We start from the raw sequence: 16,454 nt of genomic DNA on the forward strand, positions 1-16,454 counted from the left end.
CGCCATGACACGGATCGTGATCATCGGCGGCCACGGCAAGGTCGCCTTGCACTTGGCCCACATCCTGACCGAGCGCGGCGACGAGGTGACGTCGGTGTTCCGCAATCCCGACCACACCGACGATGTGACAGCGACGGGTGCCAAGCCCGTCGTCGCCGATATCGAGCAGCTCGCCACCCAAGCGCTAGCCGGCCTGCTCGCCGGGCAGGACGCCGTCGTGTTCTCCGCCGGCGCGGGCGGCGGCAACCCGGCGCGCACCTATGCCGTCGACCGCGACGCCGCGATCCGGGTTGTCGACGCGGCCGGACAGGCCGGCGTGCGCCGGTTCGTGATGGTGTCCTACTTCGGCGCCGGGCCGGAACACGGTGTCCCCCAAGACGACCCGTTCTTCCCGTATGCCGAGGCCAAGGCCGCAGCGGATGCCCACCTGCGCGAGAGCGATCTGGACTGGACGATTCTCGGGCCGGGCCGGCTCACCCTCGAACCGGCGACGGGGCGTATCGCGGTCGGTGGCGCGCCGCACGGCCGCGAAGTCCCCCGCGAAGACGTCGCGCTGGTGGCGGCCGCCGCGCTGCACGACGACTCGACGATCCGCCGGACCATCGAGTTCAACACCGGCGACGTGCCGATCGCCGAGGCATTAGCAACCGGGTAATCTCGACTGCGCAGCTGGTCTGCCGGCACGCCGGCATCGAGCGGGGCATGTTGAGAATGCGTCGCGAGAGGGAACCCGGTGAGAGTCCGGGACTGTCCCGCAGCGGTATGCAGGAACGACCGCCGTCATCAGCACTGGTCGCAAGACCGGGAAGCGACGGCCAGTAGGAGCACCTCCGGTGCGCGCCTGCGAGTCCGAAGACCTGCCGGCTGTGCCGGGCGCGCCGCGTCCGGCGGCTCATCGCCTCGTGGAATGGGCGTTCGGCCGCAACGGTTGAAAGTGCCGTGCGTCCGTTTGGCGATGACCACCCTGTCGAATGAAGGACGAACACGTGACCGCTCAACCGTTTACCGCCACCGTCACCGGCTCCCCGCGCATCGGCCCGCGCCGCGAACTCAAACGCGCGACCGAAGGGTATTGGGCCGGACGGACCAGCCGATCCGAATTGGAGTCCGTCGCCGCCACGTTGCGCCGCGACACCTGGTCGGACTTGGCGGCCGCCGGTCTGGACTCGGTCCCGGTGAACACCTTCTCTTACTACGACCAGATGCTCGACACGGCGGTGCTGGTCGATGCTCTCCCGGCCCGGGTTCAGAACGTCGCCGACGAGCTGGACCGCTACTTCGCGGCGGCGCGCGGCACCGACGAGATCTCTCCACTGGAGATGACCAAGTGGTTCGACACCAACTACCACTACCTGGTTCCCGAGATCGCGCCCGGCACCCGGTTCACGCTGAACCCGGACAAGGTGCTGTCGGAGCTCAAAGAGGCTCGCGACCAAGGCATTCCGGCTCGCCCGGTGGTCATCGGACCGATCACCTTCCTGCTGCTGAGCAAGGCTGTGGACGGCGCCGGCGCGCCGATCGAGCGGCTCGACGAGCTGATTCCGGTCTACACCGAGTTGCTCTCGCTGCTGGCCGACAACGGCGCGGACTGGGTACAGCTCGACGAGCCGGCCCTGGTCACCGACATTGCGGACGACGCACCGCAGCTGGCGGAACGCGTCTACACCGCGTTGGGATCGGTCGGCAGGCGGCCGGCGATCCACGTCGCCACCTACTTCGGTGACCCCGGCGCCGCCCTGCCGGCGCTGGCACGCACGCCTGTCGAGGCGATCGGCGTGGACCTGGTCCGCGCCCCCGACACTGCAGTGGCCGAGGTGCCGGAACTGGCCAACAAGATCCTGGTAGCGGGAATTGTCAACGGCCGCAACGTCTGGCGCACCGACCTCGAGGCGGCGCTGGGCAAGCTGGCGAGGCTGCGCGGAAGCGCGGCGGCGGTCGCAGTGTCTACCTCGTGCTCGACGCTGCACGTGCCGTATTCGCTTGCCGCCGAAACGGATCTGGACGACAACCTGCGCAGCTGGCTGGCTTTCGGCGCCGAGAAGGTGCACGAGGTGGTCACCTTGGCGCGGGCACTGCGCGACGGCCACGAGGCGGTTGCCGACGAGATCGCGGCCTCCAATGCCGCGATGGCGTCAAGGCGCTCGGATCCGCGGCTGCACAACAAACAGATCCGCGCCCGCATCGACGAGATCGTCGCGTCCGGAATCCAGCGTGGACCGGCGGCAGAACGGCGGGCCAGCCAACAGGAGCGTCTGCAGCTGCCGGTGCTGCCAACCACCACGATCGGCTCGTATCCGCAGACCCCCGCGATCCGTAAGGCCCGCGCGGCGCTGCGGTCCGGCGAGATCGACCAGGCCGAGTACGTGCGGCGGATGAAGGCCGAGATCGCCGACGTCATCGCGCTGCAGGAGCGGCTGGGTCTCGATGTGCTGGTGCACGGCGAGCCGGAACGCAACGACATGGTGCAGTACTTCGCCGAGCAACTCGACGGGTTCTTCGCGACCCAGAACGGCTGGGTGCAGTCCTACGGCAGCCGCTGTGTGCGCCCGCCGATCCTCTTCGGCGACGTGGCACGCCCGCAGCCGATGACGGTCGACTGGATCACCTATGCGCAGTCGCTGACCGACAAGCCGGTCAAGGGCATGCTGACCGGTCCGGTGACGATCCTGGCGTGGTCGTTCGTGCGTGACGACCAGCCGATGGCCGACACCGCTCGGCAGGTCGCGCTGGCGATCCGCGATGAGACGGTCGATCTGCAGTCGGCGGGTATCGGGGTGATCCAGGTCGACGAGCCGGCGCTGCGGGAGCTGTTGCCGCTGCGGCGCGCCGACCAGGACCAGTACCTGAGCTGGGCGGTCGGAGCGTTCCGGTTGGCGACGTCGGGCGTCGCCGACTCGACGCAGATCCACACGCATCTGTGCTATTCGGAGTTCGGCGAGGTGATCGGCGCGATCGCCGACCTGGACGCGGACGTCACCTCGATCGAGGCGGCCCGCTCACACATGGAGGTGCTCGACGACCTCAATGCCGTCGGGTTCGCCAACAGTGTGGGCCCGGGTGTCTACGACATCCACTCACCGCGGGTGCCGAGGATCGACGAGATCGCCAAGTCGCTGCATGCCGCACTGAATGCCGTTCCGGCCGAACGGCTTTGGGTCAACCCTGACTGCGGTCTGAAGACCCGCACGGTCGACGAGGTGACGGCGTCGCTGACCAACATGGTCGCCGCGGCGAAGAAGGTGCGGGCGGAAGCCGGCTAGTCGGACGCGGTGGCACGGCTTTCGTGCACGTGCACGGGCACGTCGTCGTCCCAGGGCTGGCGGACCACCATGTCGGCCACCCGGACATAGCCGCGCTCGAATTCGCCTGTGGCGGCGTCGACTAACCGGTACTGCTGGGTTTGGCGGTGGATGGGCTGCGCGTCGAGTAGCACGACGCGCACCTCCCCCGGCTCGAAACCGCAGCGCTCTTGCATCGCGGCGATCAGTTGCTCGTTATGCATGTGGCCGTCGCCGAAGTTCCAGCCGATCGCGGTGGAACAGATCCGTTCGCCGTCGGTGATGAGGTAGTCGTCCTCGTTGTGACCGGCCATCGCCCGATGCGCCAGGGTGAACAGGGCACGGCCGTGAGTATTGAAGCCGCGGAAGGCATATCCCATGTAGATCGGGATCTGCGCGGCCTCCTTGCTGCCATAGAAGCGTTCCAGCTGAGCGGCCGGCATGCTGGCGATCGCGACGATGCCGCGCGCAATCTTCTCGTCGGCCGACGGCTTGACGCACCACAGCGTAGTGTCCCAGTTGCCGGCGTAGTAGCGCATCCCGGGCAGAAACGAGATCTTGCGCGGGAACAGGTTGCCGAGCGCCACGATGCCGGCGACCACCACGAACAAAATCGCCACCGGCACAGGGTGTTTCACATCCGAGAGCCCGAGATCGGCGTAGGCGACGAACAGCGACAGCACGCCGAAGATCATGAAGACGTTCCACTCCAGCGGCACGCCCATCGGGATCGCCACCAGGATGCCCAGGTGGAAGCACACCATCACCGCGGCCGCGATCGCAGTGGGCCAGCCGCCGTGGCAGAAGAACAAAACGAGCGGCACCAGCATCTCGATCGCGGTGCTGAAGTGCGCCAGCATCCGTGAGGGCCGGCCCGGCCGCAGGTCGTCAGGAAAGTGTTCGAAGAAGTGGCGTTTGAGCGCCCGGGGCCGGACGAGCGGATTGTTGGACATCATCGTCGAGATGACGAACGGGAAGTGCTTGTTGAGTTTCGACGTGGCCGCGCCCATCCAGATGATCAGGAACACGACTTTGGACGCGACGATCATGTCGGCGCCGCCGAACAGGAACGTCACGGTCATCGACGCGTACACCTCGCCGCGGGCGGCCAGGAAGATCACCTTGTCGCGCAGGCCGAGAACCGCCAGCAGGCCCAGGATCGCCCAGATCTGCCACATCGGCAGCAGGCCGACGCTGGTGCCCAACTCCGGGACCGGCCCTGTGCCGTCGGAAAACAACGCCCAGAGCGTCATCACCAGCAGCGCCGCGTACAACGCGACGTCCACCGGGGTGCGGGCGGTGCCTTTGGTGAGCGGGACGCGATCCGGCCACGGCGGCAGCCGGATGGTGCCGGGCCGCAGCCAGTACAGGATCGAGCCCAGCGGCGGGAAGAACCGGTTGTTCAGCGGCCCGAACCCGCACCCGAGCCCGACGACCTCGAACAGCATCGTGTAGAGCACGACCTTCTCGAAGACGATCGGCTCGGACCACCAGGAGCTGACGGCCGTGAACCCGTCGATGCCCTTGGTGGCCAGTGCGAACAGCCAACCGCCCAGGACGTACAGCAGGATTTTGGCCACGTAGAACAGGTGCAGCGCGACCGGCGTGCCGAAGCCGACCTCGGCCCAGTGTTTGGCCATCGGGCGGATCTTCTCGGCGCGGGTGCCTTTGCTCCATTCGGCCATGTCGATCTGCGGCAGCTCGGGCTTGAGGAATCCCATGGCCGACAGATTAGAACGTGTTCTAGACCCATGGGAACGGCTATTGACTACTACTACGTTGGGTAGTAGACAGGGCTTATGCGCCCCCTAGACAACCTGCGCTGGGCAGCAGTCGCGTTCGCGATCGGGTTCGCAGTCCACGGTCTGGACCATCTACGCCGCGGGATGTCGGCCTCCCCACCGTTCATCATGGTCATCGGCATGGTGCAAATGGCGTTCGTCGTGTTGGCTGTCGCGATGGTGCTGCGGCGGCATGCCCGTGCGCCGTTGGCGGCGGTCGTCGTGGGCTTCGGCAGCGCAGTGGGGTTCACCTACGCACACCTGCTGCCGACAATCTTTCCGGGCTACCAGGACAGCTTCATCTCGCCGCCGCACATCAACGTAACGTGGTTCTCGTGGTTCAGCGCGCTCACCGAAATCGGCACCGCCGTCGTTTTCGCGCTGGCCGGCCTTCGGGAGGTGAGCAGTGTCAGGAATCCTGTTCTTTGACGGCGCCTGCGGAATGTGCACGCGCTCAGTGGAATTCATCCTGAGGCACAATCGGACCGGCGAGCTGCAGACCGAGCCGTTGCAGGGGCCGGGAGTCGCCCAACGCCTGGGGATCGCCCCAGCCCAGCTGCTGGATTCGGGTCGCTGGCTGGATTCGTCGGGAGCCGTCTACTCCGGTGCAGAGGCCATGAACGCGGCGGTGTCGGCCGCGATCGGCAGCAAGCTGCCGTTGGTGCTCTACCGCGTCCCCGGTATCCGGTTCATCGAGGAGGCCATCTACCGCTGGGTGGCCGGGCATCGCTACCGGTTCCGCGGCACGACGCCGTATTGCGAGTCGCATCCGGCTGCGTGCTGACGCTTGTCGCTCACAGCGAGCGGCTGATGATCTCCTTCATGATTTCGCTTGTGCCACCGTAGATTCGGTTCACCCGGGATCCGGTGTACATGTTCGCGATCGGGTATTCGGCCATGTACCCGTAGCCGCCGAAGATCTGTAGACACTTGTCGACCACCTGATCGCACTTCTCGGCGGCGAACAACTTGGCCATCGACGCTGTCATGGGGTCGTTGTTACCGTCGACGTACTGCCCGATCGCATAGTCGACCAGTGTCTTGATCGCCAGTGCCTCGGTCTTGCATTCGGCCAACACGAATTTGGTGTTCTGGAAGTTGCCGATCGGCCGGCCGAACGCCTCTCGCTCTTTCGAGTACTTGATCGCCTCGAGCACCGCCGCTTCTGCCAGCGCCGCGCACAGGGTGGCGATGATGAGCCGTTCACGGGCGAGCTGTTCCATCAGCTGGTAGAAGCCCAACCCTTCTTGCGCTCCGAGGAGGTTAGCCACCGGTACCCGCATGTCGGAGAAGAACAGTTCGCGGGTGTCTTGCCCGTGCTGACCGATTTTCTGCAGGACCCGTCCTCGTTCGAACCCGGCGAGGTCGTTGGTCTCCGCGACGATCAGCGACACCCCGGCTGCCCCTTTGGACGGATCGGTCTTGGCCACGATCACCAGCAGGTCACAGTGAGTTCCATTGGAAATAAACGTCTTCGATCCGTTGATGACGTAGGTGTCGCCCTCGCGAACGGCGGTGGTGCGTACCGACTGCAGATCCGACCCGGTTCCCGGCTCCGTCATCGCGATCGCCAGCACCGCTTCACCGCTGATGACCTTGGGCAGCCAACGCTTTCGTTGCTCGTCGTTGCCGTAGGTGTAGAGGTAATGCGCGACGATCGGCGAGTGAACCGAGAACCCGAAGCACTGGTCGTGGGCGTACACGAGTTCTTCCTGCACCACCGCCTGCATGGCAAAGTCGCCGCCCATCCCGCCGAATTCCTCGGGTAGGTCCAGACCTAACAGACCGGCGGCGCCGGCCTTGTTCCAGAACTCGCGGTCCACCGCGTGCTGGGCGACCCAGCGTTCCTGGTTCGGGGTGGCTTCCTTGCGGAAGAACTCCGCGGCATGCTTACGCAGCTCGCGGTGCTGGTCGGTCTCCCAGCTCGGACGGTAATCGGGGAACAACTGCGACACGCGGGCCACGATACACTTGTATCGTAAAATAATCACCTGTACAGGCGAGGACAGATGCTGAACCCGCGGGCTACCGACGAGGACTTGACCGCCAAGGCGCGGATTCGCAACGCTGCCCTAGACCTCTACGCGCTATATGGTGAGGATCGAGTGTCGTTACGCGACATCGCTTCTGCGGCCGGGGTCACCCTGGGTCTGGTGCAACACCACTTCAAGACCAAAGCCGGGCTGAGAGACGCGGTGGACCAGTTGGTGGTGGATTATTTCGCTCACGCACTGGCCGAGGTTCCCGCCAAGGGCAGCGCGCGACAGGTCGCTGCCGCACGCGACGACGCCGTTGCCCGGATGCTGCGCGCCAACCCTCCGGTGGTGAATTACGTGCGCCGGGCGATCCTCGAGGCCGCCGACGACCGGATGCACCTGCTCGACGTCCTCGTCGACCTGACCCGCCGCGAAGTCGTGGCACTGCGCGGTTCCGGGCTGGCGTCCACCCAACGACCTGAGTCCACCCAGATTCTCGACGTGCTGTTGCGGCAGATGGGCGAGTTGTTGTTGCAGCCGCTAGTCGACACGGTGTGGGACCGCGTCGCCCAACCCGGCGACGACCGCAAGCCCCGACTGCGCATCACTGTCGAAGGCTGACCGCCCGCTGCGGCCGGCCCGAGTACTCGGACAGCGGCCGGATCAGCGCATTGGACCCGGCCTGCTCGATGATATGCGCAGTCCACCCGGTGATCCGGCTCATCACGAACAACGGTGTGAACATGGGAATATCGAAGCCCATCAGGTAGTAGGCCGGACCGGTCGGGAAGTCGAGATTGGGTTTGATCCCGGTGGCGGCGAACATCTCGGTTTCCAACACGTTGTAGATGTCCAGCCAGCGCTGCCCGTCACGGACGTCCGCCACCCGTGTCAGTGCCTGCTTCATCGTCGGCACCCGCGAATCGCCGTTCTTGTAAACACGGTGACCGAAGCCCATGACTTTTTCCTTGCGGGAAAGCTTGCCGTGCAACCATTTCGCCGCGTTGTCGGCATAGCCGATCTCTAGCATGTCATGCATGACGGCTTCGTTGGCGCCGCCGTGCAGCCGGCCTTTGAGTGCTCCGATCGCCGCGGTGACCGCGCTGTAGATGTCGGACTGGGTCGAGGTGACCACCCGCGCCGCAAAGGTGGAGGCGTTGAAGCCGTGCTCGGCGTAGAGGATCATCGACTGCTCGAATGCGGAGACGACGACCGGCTCCGGCACTTCGCCGAAGCACATCTGCAGAAAGTTCTCCGCATACCCGAGATGGCTGTGCGGGGCGATTGGCGCCAGGCAGCGTCGGCGGCGCATGTCGGCGGCCACGATTGTCGGCAATACCGCGAACATCCGTAATGCCTTGGCGTAGTTGGCCGATTCTGCGCTGTCGTCCTCGTCGGGGTCCTCGGCGCCCAGGTAGCTGATCGTGGTGCGAACGACGTCCATCGGGTGGCAGTTGTCGGGCAGCTTGGCCAACAGCGACAGCATCGAGCGGTCCAGCCGGCGGCTGGCGCGTTCGCGTTGGCAAAACAGCGCCAGCTCGGCGTCGGTGGGCAGTTCGCCGTGCCATAGCAGATAGGCCACCTGCTCGAAACAGCAGCGCGCGGCCAAATCCTGGACCGGGTAGCCGCGGTAAGTCAGCGAGTTGGTCTCCGGCACCACTTTGGAGATGGCCGTGGTGTCGACGACGACACCGGCCAGACCCTTGTGAATCATCGGTTACCTCCCGCGATGTCGTTGTCGAACTGGGTGTAGTCGGCGTAGCGAACCAGCTCGTAGAGCCGGCTGCGGTGCTGCATCTTCTCGAGCAGTCCCGATTGCGTTCCGGCGGCAGCGATTTCATGCAGCCCCGCTTCGATGGCGAACATCGCCAGGCGCAGCGTGGTGACCGGGTAGATGACGACGTTGTAGCCGATGTCGGCCAAATCCTGCGTGCTCAGCAGCGGTGACTTGCCGAACTCAGTCATGTTGGCCAGCAGTGGCACCTCCACTGCCGCGCGGAACCGCTCGAAGTCCGCCGCTTCCGTGAGTGCCTCGGTGAAGATCAGGTCGGCGCCGGCGTCGGCGTAGGCGCAGGCCCGGTCGATCGCGGCTGAGACTCCCTCGACGGCAGCGGCGTCGGTGCGGGCGCAGACGATGAAGTTGGGATCGCGCCGCGCCGCAACGGCTGCGCGGATCCGCTTGACCATCTCGGTCGTCGGGACGACGGCCTTGCCGTCCAAGTGGCCGCAGCGCTTGGGGTTGACCTGGTCCTCGAGGTGGCAGCCGGCCAGTCCGGCGTCTTCCAAAGTCGTAATCGTCCGCGCGGCGTTGAGCGGTTCGCCGAATCCGGTGTCGGCGTCGATCAGCGTGGGCAGGTCGGTGGCCGCGGCGATCTGCGCGCCGCGAGAAGCGACCTCGGAGAGCGTCGTCAACCCAATGTCGGGCAGACCCAGGTCGGCCGACAACGCCGCGCCGGACACGTACACGCCCTCGAAGCCGATGTCCGCGATGAGTTTGGCCACCAATGGCGAGAAGGCGCCCGGAAACCGTTGCAGCCGATCTGAATTCAATGCAGCCCGGAAAGCCGCCCGCTTATCGGCGGCACTGGACGCCGCCGCCAGCAGCCCGCTCATTGGAAGATGCCCGACGAGACGGTCGGCGCCTTGTCCAGCACCTGCGGGTCGACCAGCACGTTCAGCGCGGCCAGCGTGCCGGGCTTCATGTCGGCGAGACCGTCGACCGCGGCCAGGAACCGTTGCTGTTCAGCGGGTTTGACCACGCCGTCGGCGAGTTCGGTGAATTTGGCGATGTACTGCTCGCGCCCGAACGGCCGCGCCCCCAGCGGATGGGCGTCGGCGACCGCGAGTTCGTCGCTGATCACCTCGCCGCTCTTCAGCGTCACCTCCGCGCGGGCGCCGAACGCCTTCTCGGCCGGGTCGGTCGAGTGGTAGCGGCGGGTCCACTCCGGATCCTCGACCGTGGAGATCTTGTGCCACAACGCAATCGTGTCGGGTCGGTGCGCCCGCTCCGGCGCGTAGGAGCGTTCGTGGTGCCAGCTGCCGTCCTGCAGCGCGACCGCGAAGATGTACGGCAGCGAGTGGTCCAAAGTTTCCCGCGACGCATCGGGGTCGAACTTCTGCGGATCGCCGGAACCGGTGCCGATCACCACATGGGTGTGGTGGCTGGTGTGCAGCACGATCGACGCCACCTGGTCGAGGTCGCCGATGCGTTGGCGCAACCGGCGGGCCAGGTCAATCGGTGCCTGGCTTTGGTATTCGGCCGAATGCTCCTTGGTGAAGCTGTCGAGGATCGCGCGCTTGGGTTCGCCGGGCGCGGGCAGCGGCACCCGGTAGGTGTGCTCGGGGCCCGACAGCAGCCAGGCGATGACGCCGTCCTCGCCCTCGTAGATCGGCGCCGGTGATCGCTCGCCGCGCATCGCCCGGTCGACGGCCTCGATGGCCACCTTGCCGGCGTGTGCGGGCGCAAACGCCTTCCAGCTCGAGATCGAGCCCTTGCGGGACTGGCGGGTGGCGGTGGTCAGGTGCAGCGCCTGCCCGATCGCCTGATAGATGGTCTCGGTGTCCAGCCGCAGCATGGTGCCCAGCCCGGCGGCTACCGACGGGCCGAGATGAGCGACGTGGTCGATCTTGTGCTCGTGCAGGCAGATTCCGCGGGCCAAGTCGATCTGGATCTCGTAGGCGGTCGCGATGCCGCGGATCAGGTCGGCGCCGCGGATCCCGAGCTGCTGGGCGACGGCCACCAACGGCGGGATGTTGTCACCGGGATGGGAGTACTCGGCGGCCAGAAACGTGTCGTGGAAATCGAGTTCGCGCACCGCGACGCCGTTGGCCCACGCCGCCCACTCCGCCGAGTAGCTGCCGTCGACGCCGAACACCGTCGCGCCGGGACGGGACCGGTGCGCCAGCGCTTGGTGGCGGGCCACGGTGACTGGTTGTCGCAGCACCGCCGCGGCGCTGACCGCGGCGTCGTCGATGATCCGGTTCAGCACCATCGCCTCGGTCTGGGGCTCGACGGCGACCGGGTCCGCGGCCACCTCGGCGATCTTGTAGGCGAGGTGCTCGGTGAACGGAAAGTCGTCGGCGCTGCGCCGGGTCCGGACCGGGTGCATGATCATATTTGCACACTATGCAAAGCCGACGACGATAGAAACCCCCTGGATATGTGTAATTTTGCGTCCTCTGCCCGCGATGATTGCGAATGTTGTGAACGCGCGCGGGAGTAGGGTGTGCATGTGGCGAAGATGTTCTCCGGCGCCCGGCTGCGGCGGTTGCGGGAGGAACGCGGCCTGACGCAGGCCGCGCTGGCCCGCACCCTGGATCTGTCCACCAGCTACGTCAACCAACTGGAGAACGACCAGCGGCCGATCACGGTGCCGGTGCTGCTCGCGCTCACCGAGCGCTTCGATCTGCCCGCCCACTACTTCTCGTCCGACGTGGACGCCCGGCTGGTCGCGGACTTGTCCGAGGTCTTCACCGCTACCGCCGCCGAAAGCGTGAGCCGCGCACAGGTGGAGGAATTGGTCGCCCGGATGCCCGAGGTCGGCCGCAGCCTGGTGGCCGTGCACCGCCGGCTGCGGGATGCCACCGAGGAACTGGAGGCGTACCGCTCGCGCGCGATCACCGAGACGTCGCTGCCGCCAGAAGGCCCGATGCCCTTCGAAGAAGTCCGCGATTTCTTTTACGACCGCAACAACTACATCGGCGACCTCGATCTGGCGGCCGAGCAGATGTTCACCGAGAGCGGGATGCGGGTCGGCAGGCTCGACATCCAACTCGCCGAGTTGATGGCCAACCGGTTCGACATCACCGTGGCCGTCGACGACCGTCTGCCCGAGACCACCAAGCGCTCATTCGATCCGGCTACTCGGGTGCTTCGGATTGCGCACTGGTTGCGGCCGGGCCAGCGCGCCTTCCAGATAGCCACCCAGCTGGCGCTGGTCAGCCAATCGGAGTTGATCTCGGCGATTCTGGCCGCCGACGACCAGCTCAGCCCCGAAGTCCGCGGCGTCGCCCGCGTCGGGCTTGCCAACTACTTCGCCGGCGCATTTCTGCTGCCGTATAACCAATTCCACCGCGCTGCCGAGGAATTGCGCTACGACATCGACCTGTTGGGCCGCCGCTTCGAGGTCGGATTCGAAACCGTCTGTCATCGGCTGTCCACGCTGCAGCGCCCGCAGTGTCGCGGCGTCCCGTTCATTTTCGTCCGAACTGACAAGGCGGGCAATATCTCAAAGCGCCAGTCGGCCACCGCCTTTCACTTCAGCCGGGTCGGCGGCAGCTGCCCGCTGTGGGTGGTGCACGACGCGTTCGCGCAGCCGGGCCGGATCGTCACCCAGGTGGCGCAGATGCCCGACGGCCGCTCGTACTTCTGGGTCGCCAAGGCTACCGCTCCGGAAGGCCGCGGATACCTGGGTCAGCACACCAGCTTCGCGATCGGCTTGGGCTGCGATTTGGCTTACGCGCACAAGCTCGTCTATTCCACCGGCGTCGCCGTCGACGACCCGGGCACCGCAGTGCCGATCGGCGCCGGCTGCAAGATCTGCAACCGCCCGGACTGCGCGCAGCGCGCATTCCCCTACCTCGGCGGGCACGTCGCCATCGACGAGAACACCGGCAGCAGCCTGCCCTACTCGCCGACCGTTTGACCGGCGGGCTGTGGATACTGGCCGGTGCGCGTGGCGCTGCTCAATCGACGGATCGGAATACGTGTGTCGCTGCGGTAATGAGCTTGCCGTTGGCCCCGTCATCGTAACCGAGCGTGCGAACCGCGACGACGCCATCAACACCTTCGATTGCTTCGCTTTCGAACCGGAAGGGGCCATGCTTGCCGCGCGCGAGGAACATCACGTGCGAGGAGATCCCCTGCAATCGTTCAGTTCCGGCGCGACGCGCTGCCCCGTCGATGGCGGCCGCCTCCAGGATGACGAATTGCGGTCCCACATGCAGCGCGGCGTCAGGTGAGGCCACCTCGACGGACAGCTCGGGCAGCGTCCACGCGCCGTCGGCACGTCGAGTGCCGCCGAACACCTGCCAGAGTGGCGGTAAGTCGGGCGAATCACTGACTTCGATCGGATCCACGAGCATCCGCTGAAGCCCCGGCGGGGGGACGCCAATGCTGACCCCCTGGCCCTCAGTGATCGCGAGCACGCGATCACGTCGATCGGCGTCGACGATTCGCGACCGGCTGTAGGCCATCTGGCGACCCCGCTTCAAGTCCTCGGTCACCACTTCGAAACGGCTCACATCGAAACCGGGGTCCAGCACCTGACAGGAATGGATCACCGGGTTGGGTACCGCTTCCAAATCAGTGACTAAACCGCCTTCGGGTGCCGCGATCCCCAGCACTGCCATGAGCAGCCCGCCGGCGCCGTTGCGCATATCGCGACGCACGGTAACGGTGTCGTCGGCCGGCCCGACATTCATCGAAGCATGACGCCTACCGATGTAGCGGTAGCTCAGTAGTCCACCCCACCGTCGCTGCAGCTCGGCTGCATAGGCTTCGGGATCCGAGGCTAGGTCGCGGATGTCGCGCAGCATGTCGTCTCCACTCCTCGTGCATCGAGCACACAGTCACACGGAGAATAGCAATTCTCCGGAGTTTCGCCATGGCGCCGTTACGGCCCGGCGGGAGGGTTCATGGTCCGACTGACCATGGCTGGTCCCAGTGGTCGATGACCGCCGCCTCCGCAAGCGACTTGCGGCGCACCGGCTTGTGCCTGCCCCTGGGCCAACCCACCGTCAGCAGCGCGGCGAGCTGCCAATCGTCGGGGATGCCAACCAAGTCACGCAGTCGATCCTCACAAAGACTGTGCCACAGCGTGATCGCCGCACCAAGACCTTGGCCGCGCGCTGCCAACAGGAAGTTTTGCACTGCGGGAAACACCGATGCGCCCTGTTGCAGGTCCGACGCTCCCGGCTGCGGTTGAACGCAGAACAGCACGAGGACGGGCGCCCCGCCGCCGACGTGCATATGTTCGGCCATCGCCCGAAGGACACGGGATTTCGGATCGTCGGCGCGATGGTCGGGCACGGTCAGCCGGTAGAAGCCCTGAATCTCGGCCCACGCTCGCTTGGCGGCGGCCGTAACGACCGCACGGACTTCGTCGGAACGCAGCACGACAAATCGCCACGGCTGCTGATTAGCACCCGAAGGCGCCCAACTCGCGGCGCGCAGACAACGTTCGAGCGTTTGGTCGTCGACGGGTTCGTCGCGATACCGCCGTATCGCGGACGCGGTGCGCATGACGGTCCACAGATCGTCCGTGGTGGCGGGCACCGCCGTGTCCGTCATGCCGGAACCGTTTGCGGCAACACACCTCGCCACGTTCCACCGCGCACCGGCCCGGTGACCAACGGCAGGTCGAGCGTCGACAACACACCGGGCGGTGCTGCGATCACCGCAGGGATGGCGTTGAGTTCACGCATCACCGTCGCATAAGTGAGACCACGCATGTTGTTCCCGCGGCCGTGCATCTCGATGTCGACCGTGTACGTCGGCAGCCCGTCGACGACGACGCGGTAGCCGCCGTGCGGCGAAGGATGCCGCGGCCAATCCGGTGCCGACCCCTCTCCCATTCGGGTGATGTGCTCGAGCACCACACGCTCCTCGCCGCACACCATGCCGGCGAGCTTGAAACGCATGCCACCGACGGTCCCCGGTTCGACCCATCCGGATGCAACTTCATAACGCTCTGTGGCCAACCACTTCTCGATCGTCGTGTCGACGCAATCCAGCGGCAGACCGACGCCGTCGGCGACCAGGTGCACAATTGGTGCCCACAGCGAAGCGAGGCGCTCGGTGTCGAACAGCGGTGCGGGATGTTCCGGTGGGTGCGCGAATCCCATGAAGTCGAACATGATCTCGGGCTGATTGATCGGCCCGTAGTCGAGTATCTCGAGCATCCTGATGGTATCGACACGACTACTGAAGCCCGTCATCGTCAGAGCGATCACGTCATTCGCCCATCCGGGATCGACTCCGCTGTTGAAGAAGCTGGTGCCGCCCGCTTCACAGGCGGCCGCGATCAACTCGACGGTCTCGGAGTCGGCGGCCGGCGGATAGCACATGGGGACCAATGAGGTACACACGACGTTCTTGCCTGCGCGCAGACACCGCGCAATGTCATCCGCCGCTTCGCGGTACCGGTAGTCACCTGAGGCGAAGTAGGCCACCACGTCGGCGTCTAAGGACAGCGCCGCGTCGATGTCGCGGCTGGCGATGACACCGGTCGCCGGCATGCCGCACAGGTCACCCGCGTCCTTCCCGTCCTTGGCTTCGGCGTGTACGACGACACCAACCAAGTCCAGCCCGGGATGTGCGATGAGGGCACGCAAGGCGCCGACGCCCACTTGCCCGGGACCCCAAAGAATCACTCGCGGGTTGCCACGGTTCTCCGTCATGCGTGCCCCTTCCCGGTGACCCCGCGTCAATGCTGTGAGAACATACCTTCTCAGTAATTGATATCACCATTGCCAATGCGAATGAACCGTGGAGGAGATAATGACCGATTACCAGTTCTTGAAGTGGGAGTCATTCGACGACGGGCAGATCGTACGGATCTCGTTGAACCGTCCCGAGCAGCGCAACGCCCAGAATCGCGGAATGCTGGTCGAGCTCGATCAGGCATTCGCGCGGGCCGAGGCCGACGACGCCGTCCGCGTCGTCATTCTCGCCGGTGAAGGTCCGATGTTCTCCTCGGGCCATGACATCGGCTCCAAGCAGGCCAGAGCCGAGTTCGCCCCTGGGCCAGGTCAGCACCCAACTGCAGCAATCAACGGCGGCACGAGGGACGGTGCGGAGAAAATCATGCTGCAGGAATGGCACTACTTCTTCCAGAACAACCTGCGCTGGCGCAACTTACGCAAGATCACGATCGCGCAGGTCCACGGCGACGTGTTCTCGGCGGGGCTGATGCTGATCTGGGCATGCGACCTGATCGTAGGCAGTGAGGAGGTGCGCTTCGCCGATGTTGTCGGCACCCGGCTGGGCATGTGCGGCATGGAGTACTTCGGCCATCCCTGGGAGTTCGGGCCCCGACGTACGAAGGAGTTGATGCTCACCGGTGACGCCATCGACATCGAGGAGGCCTACCGGCTCGGCATGGTGAGCAAAATCTTCAAGCGCGACGAATTGGCCGACCGCACACTGGAGATGGCCCGGCGCATCGCCACGGTGCCCACCATGGCCGCGCTGCTCATCAAGGAATCGGTCAATCAGTCCGTCGACAATATGGGGTTTTACAACGCGCTGCAGTCCTGCTTCACCTTGCACCAGTTGAACCACGCGCATTGGGTCGGGGTGCGCGACGACAAACGCGCGACCGCCGGTGAGGAACAAGGCGTGCCCGATTGGCGGACAGCGCCGCCGATCGTGCTCTCCGTCAAGGATCAGGTGCGAGCACAAGCGTGACCGTCACCCC

Annotated in this window: 15 protein-coding genes and 1 riboswitch; of the genes, 7 read left to right on the forward strand and 8 right to left on the reverse strand. The window is 65.8% G+C overall.

Features of this window, described 5'->3' with window-relative positions; translation table 11 throughout:
- Positions 1–4: 4 nt before the first annotated feature.
- Positions 5–655 carry an SDR family oxidoreductase gene (locus MFM001_RS04445; protein WP_116373987.1) on the forward strand — a complete coding sequence of 217 codons (651 nt, stop codon included), beginning with the start codon at positions 5–7 and terminating at the stop codon, positions 653–655.
- 14 nt (positions 656–669) lie between these two features.
- A riboswitch (cobalamin riboswitch) is annotated at positions 670–880 on the forward strand.
- Positions 881–971: 91 nt separating this feature from the next.
- The gene (gene metE / locus MFM001_RS04450) at positions 972–3,260 is read left to right on the forward strand and encodes a 5-methyltetrahydropteroyltriglutamate--homocysteine S-methyltransferase (RefSeq protein ID WP_116373989.1); all 2,289 of its coding nucleotides are present in this window, start codon (positions 972–974) and stop codon (positions 3,258–3,260) included.
- Here metE and MFM001_RS04455 read toward each other — a convergent pair.
- Positions 3,257–4,999 (reverse strand): DUF3556 domain-containing protein, encoded by a 1,743-nt coding sequence (locus MFM001_RS04455; protein WP_116373992.1) that lies wholly within the window; start codon positions 4,997–4,999, stop codon positions 3,257–3,259. The genes metE and MFM001_RS04455 overlap by 4 nt on opposite strands.
- A gap of 78 nt (positions 5,000–5,077) precedes the next feature.
- Between MFM001_RS04455 and MFM001_RS04460 the strand changes: the two genes are divergently transcribed.
- Both MFM001_RS04460 and MFM001_RS04465 read left to right on the forward strand, forming a co-directional pair.
- Entirely contained in the window at positions 5,078–5,488 is a 411-nt protein-coding gene (locus MFM001_RS04460) for a hypothetical protein (RefSeq protein WP_116373994.1), read from the forward strand.
- 28 nt (positions 5,489–5,516) lie between these two features.
- The gene (locus MFM001_RS04465) at positions 5,517–5,843 is read left to right on the forward strand and encodes a thiol-disulfide oxidoreductase DCC family protein (RefSeq protein WP_371685195.1); all 327 of its coding nucleotides are present in this window, start codon (positions 5,517–5,519) and stop codon (positions 5,841–5,843) included.
- A gap of 10 nt (positions 5,844–5,853) precedes the next feature.
- Here the strand turns inward: MFM001_RS04465 and MFM001_RS04470 are convergent, their stop codons facing one another.
- A complete protein-coding gene (locus tag MFM001_RS04470) occupies positions 5,854–7,014 on the reverse strand; it encodes an acyl-CoA dehydrogenase family protein (RefSeq protein ID WP_116374372.1) in 1,161 nt (386 codons plus the stop codon).
- A gap of 54 nt (positions 7,015–7,068) precedes the next feature.
- On the opposite strand from MFM001_RS04470, the gene MFM001_RS04475 reads away from it, so the two are divergent.
- The gene (locus MFM001_RS04475) at positions 7,069–7,656 is read left to right on the forward strand and encodes a TetR/AcrR family transcriptional regulator (protein WP_116373998.1); all 588 of its coding nucleotides are present in this window, start codon (positions 7,069–7,071) and stop codon (positions 7,654–7,656) included.
- On the opposite strand, the gene MFM001_RS04480 is transcribed toward MFM001_RS04475, so the two are convergent.
- The 3 genes from MFM001_RS04480 to prpD are packed head-to-tail and all read right to left on the reverse strand — an operon-like array spanning position 7,640 to position 11,150.
- Positions 7,640–8,749 (reverse strand): bifunctional 2-methylcitrate synthase/citrate synthase, encoded by a 1,110-nt coding sequence (locus MFM001_RS04480; RefSeq protein WP_116374000.1) that lies wholly within the window; start codon positions 8,747–8,749, stop codon positions 7,640–7,642. The two genes, MFM001_RS04475 and MFM001_RS04480, sit on opposite strands and share 17 nt — an antisense overlap.
- Entirely contained in the window at positions 8,746–9,648 is a 903-nt protein-coding gene (gene prpB / locus MFM001_RS04485) for a methylisocitrate lyase (protein WP_116374002.1), read from the reverse strand. The genes MFM001_RS04480 and prpB overlap by 4 nt, the downstream gene beginning before the upstream one ends.
- A complete protein-coding gene (gene prpD / locus MFM001_RS04490; RefSeq protein WP_116374004.1) occupies positions 9,645–11,150 on the reverse strand; it encodes a 2-methylcitrate dehydratase PrpD in 1,506 nt (501 codons plus the stop codon). The genes prpB and prpD overlap by 4 nt, the downstream gene beginning before the upstream one ends.
- A 126-nt stretch (positions 11,151–11,276) precedes the next feature.
- Here prpD and MFM001_RS04495 point away from each other — a divergent pair, with 126 nt between their 5' ends.
- Positions 11,277–12,680, forward strand: coding sequence for a short-chain fatty acyl-CoA regulator family protein (locus MFM001_RS04495; RefSeq protein ID WP_116374373.1), 1,404 nt, complete (start codon positions 11,277–11,279; stop codon positions 12,678–12,680).
- 40 nt (positions 12,681–12,720) lie between these two features.
- Here the strand turns inward: MFM001_RS04495 and MFM001_RS04500 are convergent, their stop codons facing one another.
- From MFM001_RS04500 to MFM001_RS04510, 3 genes are all read right to left on the reverse strand, one after another.
- The gene (locus tag MFM001_RS04500; protein ID WP_116374006.1) at positions 12,721–13,572 is read right to left on the reverse strand and encodes a hypothetical protein; all 852 of its coding nucleotides are present in this window, start codon (positions 13,570–13,572) and stop codon (positions 12,721–12,723) included.
- Positions 13,573–13,669: 97 nt separating this feature from the next.
- On the reverse strand, positions 13,670–14,326 hold the full coding sequence (locus MFM001_RS04505) for a nitroreductase family protein (protein WP_238158909.1): 657 nt from the start codon (positions 14,324–14,326) through the stop codon (positions 13,670–13,672).
- Complete coding sequence (locus tag MFM001_RS04510; RefSeq protein WP_057003193.1) at positions 14,323–15,408, reverse strand: dihydrodipicolinate reductase; 1,086 nt, start codon at positions 15,406–15,408, stop codon at positions 14,323–14,325. Before MFM001_RS04510 ends, MFM001_RS04505 begins: the two co-directional genes overlap by 4 nt.
- A 127-nt stretch (positions 15,409–15,535) precedes the next feature.
- Between MFM001_RS04510 and MFM001_RS04515 the strand changes: the two genes are divergently transcribed.
- The gene (locus MFM001_RS04515; protein ID WP_116374008.1) at positions 15,536–16,444 is read left to right on the forward strand and encodes an enoyl-CoA hydratase; all 909 of its coding nucleotides are present in this window, start codon (positions 15,536–15,538) and stop codon (positions 16,442–16,444) included.
- The last annotated feature ends 10 nt before the right edge of the window (positions 16,445–16,454 follow it).

This window comes from Mycobacterium sp. MFM001, from assembly GCF_003402475.1.
Lineage (GTDB): Bacteria > Actinomycetota > Actinomycetes > Mycobacteriales > Mycobacteriaceae > Mycobacterium.

Excerpts from the sequence above, each read along its gene's own strand:
- MFM001_RS04455 (WP_116373992.1), bottom strand. The coding sequence starts at position 4,999 with ATGGGATTCCTCAAGCCCGAGCTGCCGCAGATCGACATGGCCGAATGG.
- MFM001_RS04495 (WP_116374373.1), top strand. The coding sequence starts at position 11,277 with ATGTTCTCCGGCGCCCGGCTGCGGCGGTTGCGGGAGGAACGCGGCCTG.
- MFM001_RS04445 (WP_116373987.1), top strand. The coding sequence starts at position 5 with ATGACACGGATCGTGATCATCGGCGGCCACGGCAAGGTCGCCTTGCAC.
- MFM001_RS04480 (WP_116374000.1), bottom strand. The coding sequence starts at position 8,749 with ATGATTCACAAGGGTCTGGCCGGTGTCGTCGTCGACACCACGGCCATC.
- MFM001_RS04475 (WP_116373998.1), top strand. The coding sequence starts at position 7,069 with ATGCTGAACCCGCGGGCTACCGACGAGGACTTGACCGCCAAGGCGCGG.
- MFM001_RS04515 (WP_116374008.1), top strand. The coding sequence starts at position 15,536 with ATGACCGATTACCAGTTCTTGAAGTGGGAGTCATTCGACGACGGGCAG.
- MFM001_RS04460 (WP_116373994.1), top strand. The coding sequence starts at position 5,078 with ATGCGCCCCCTAGACAACCTGCGCTGGGCAGCAGTCGCGTTCGCGATC.
- metE (WP_116373989.1), top strand. The coding sequence starts at position 972 with ATGAAGGACGAACACGTGACCGCTCAACCGTTTACCGCCACCGTCACC.
- MFM001_RS04500 (WP_116374006.1), bottom strand. The coding sequence starts at position 13,572 with ATGCTGCGCGACATCCGCGACCTAGCCTCGGATCCCGAAGCCTATGCA.
- MFM001_RS04505 (WP_238158909.1), bottom strand. The coding sequence starts at position 14,326 with ATGACGGACACGGCGGTGCCCGCCACCACGGACGATCTGTGGACCGTC.
- prpB (WP_116374002.1), bottom strand. The coding sequence starts at position 9,648 with ATGAGCGGGCTGCTGGCGGCGGCGTCCAGTGCCGCCGATAAGCGGGCG.
- prpD (WP_116374004.1), bottom strand. The coding sequence starts at position 11,150 with ATGATCATGCACCCGGTCCGGACCCGGCGCAGCGCCGACGACTTTCCG.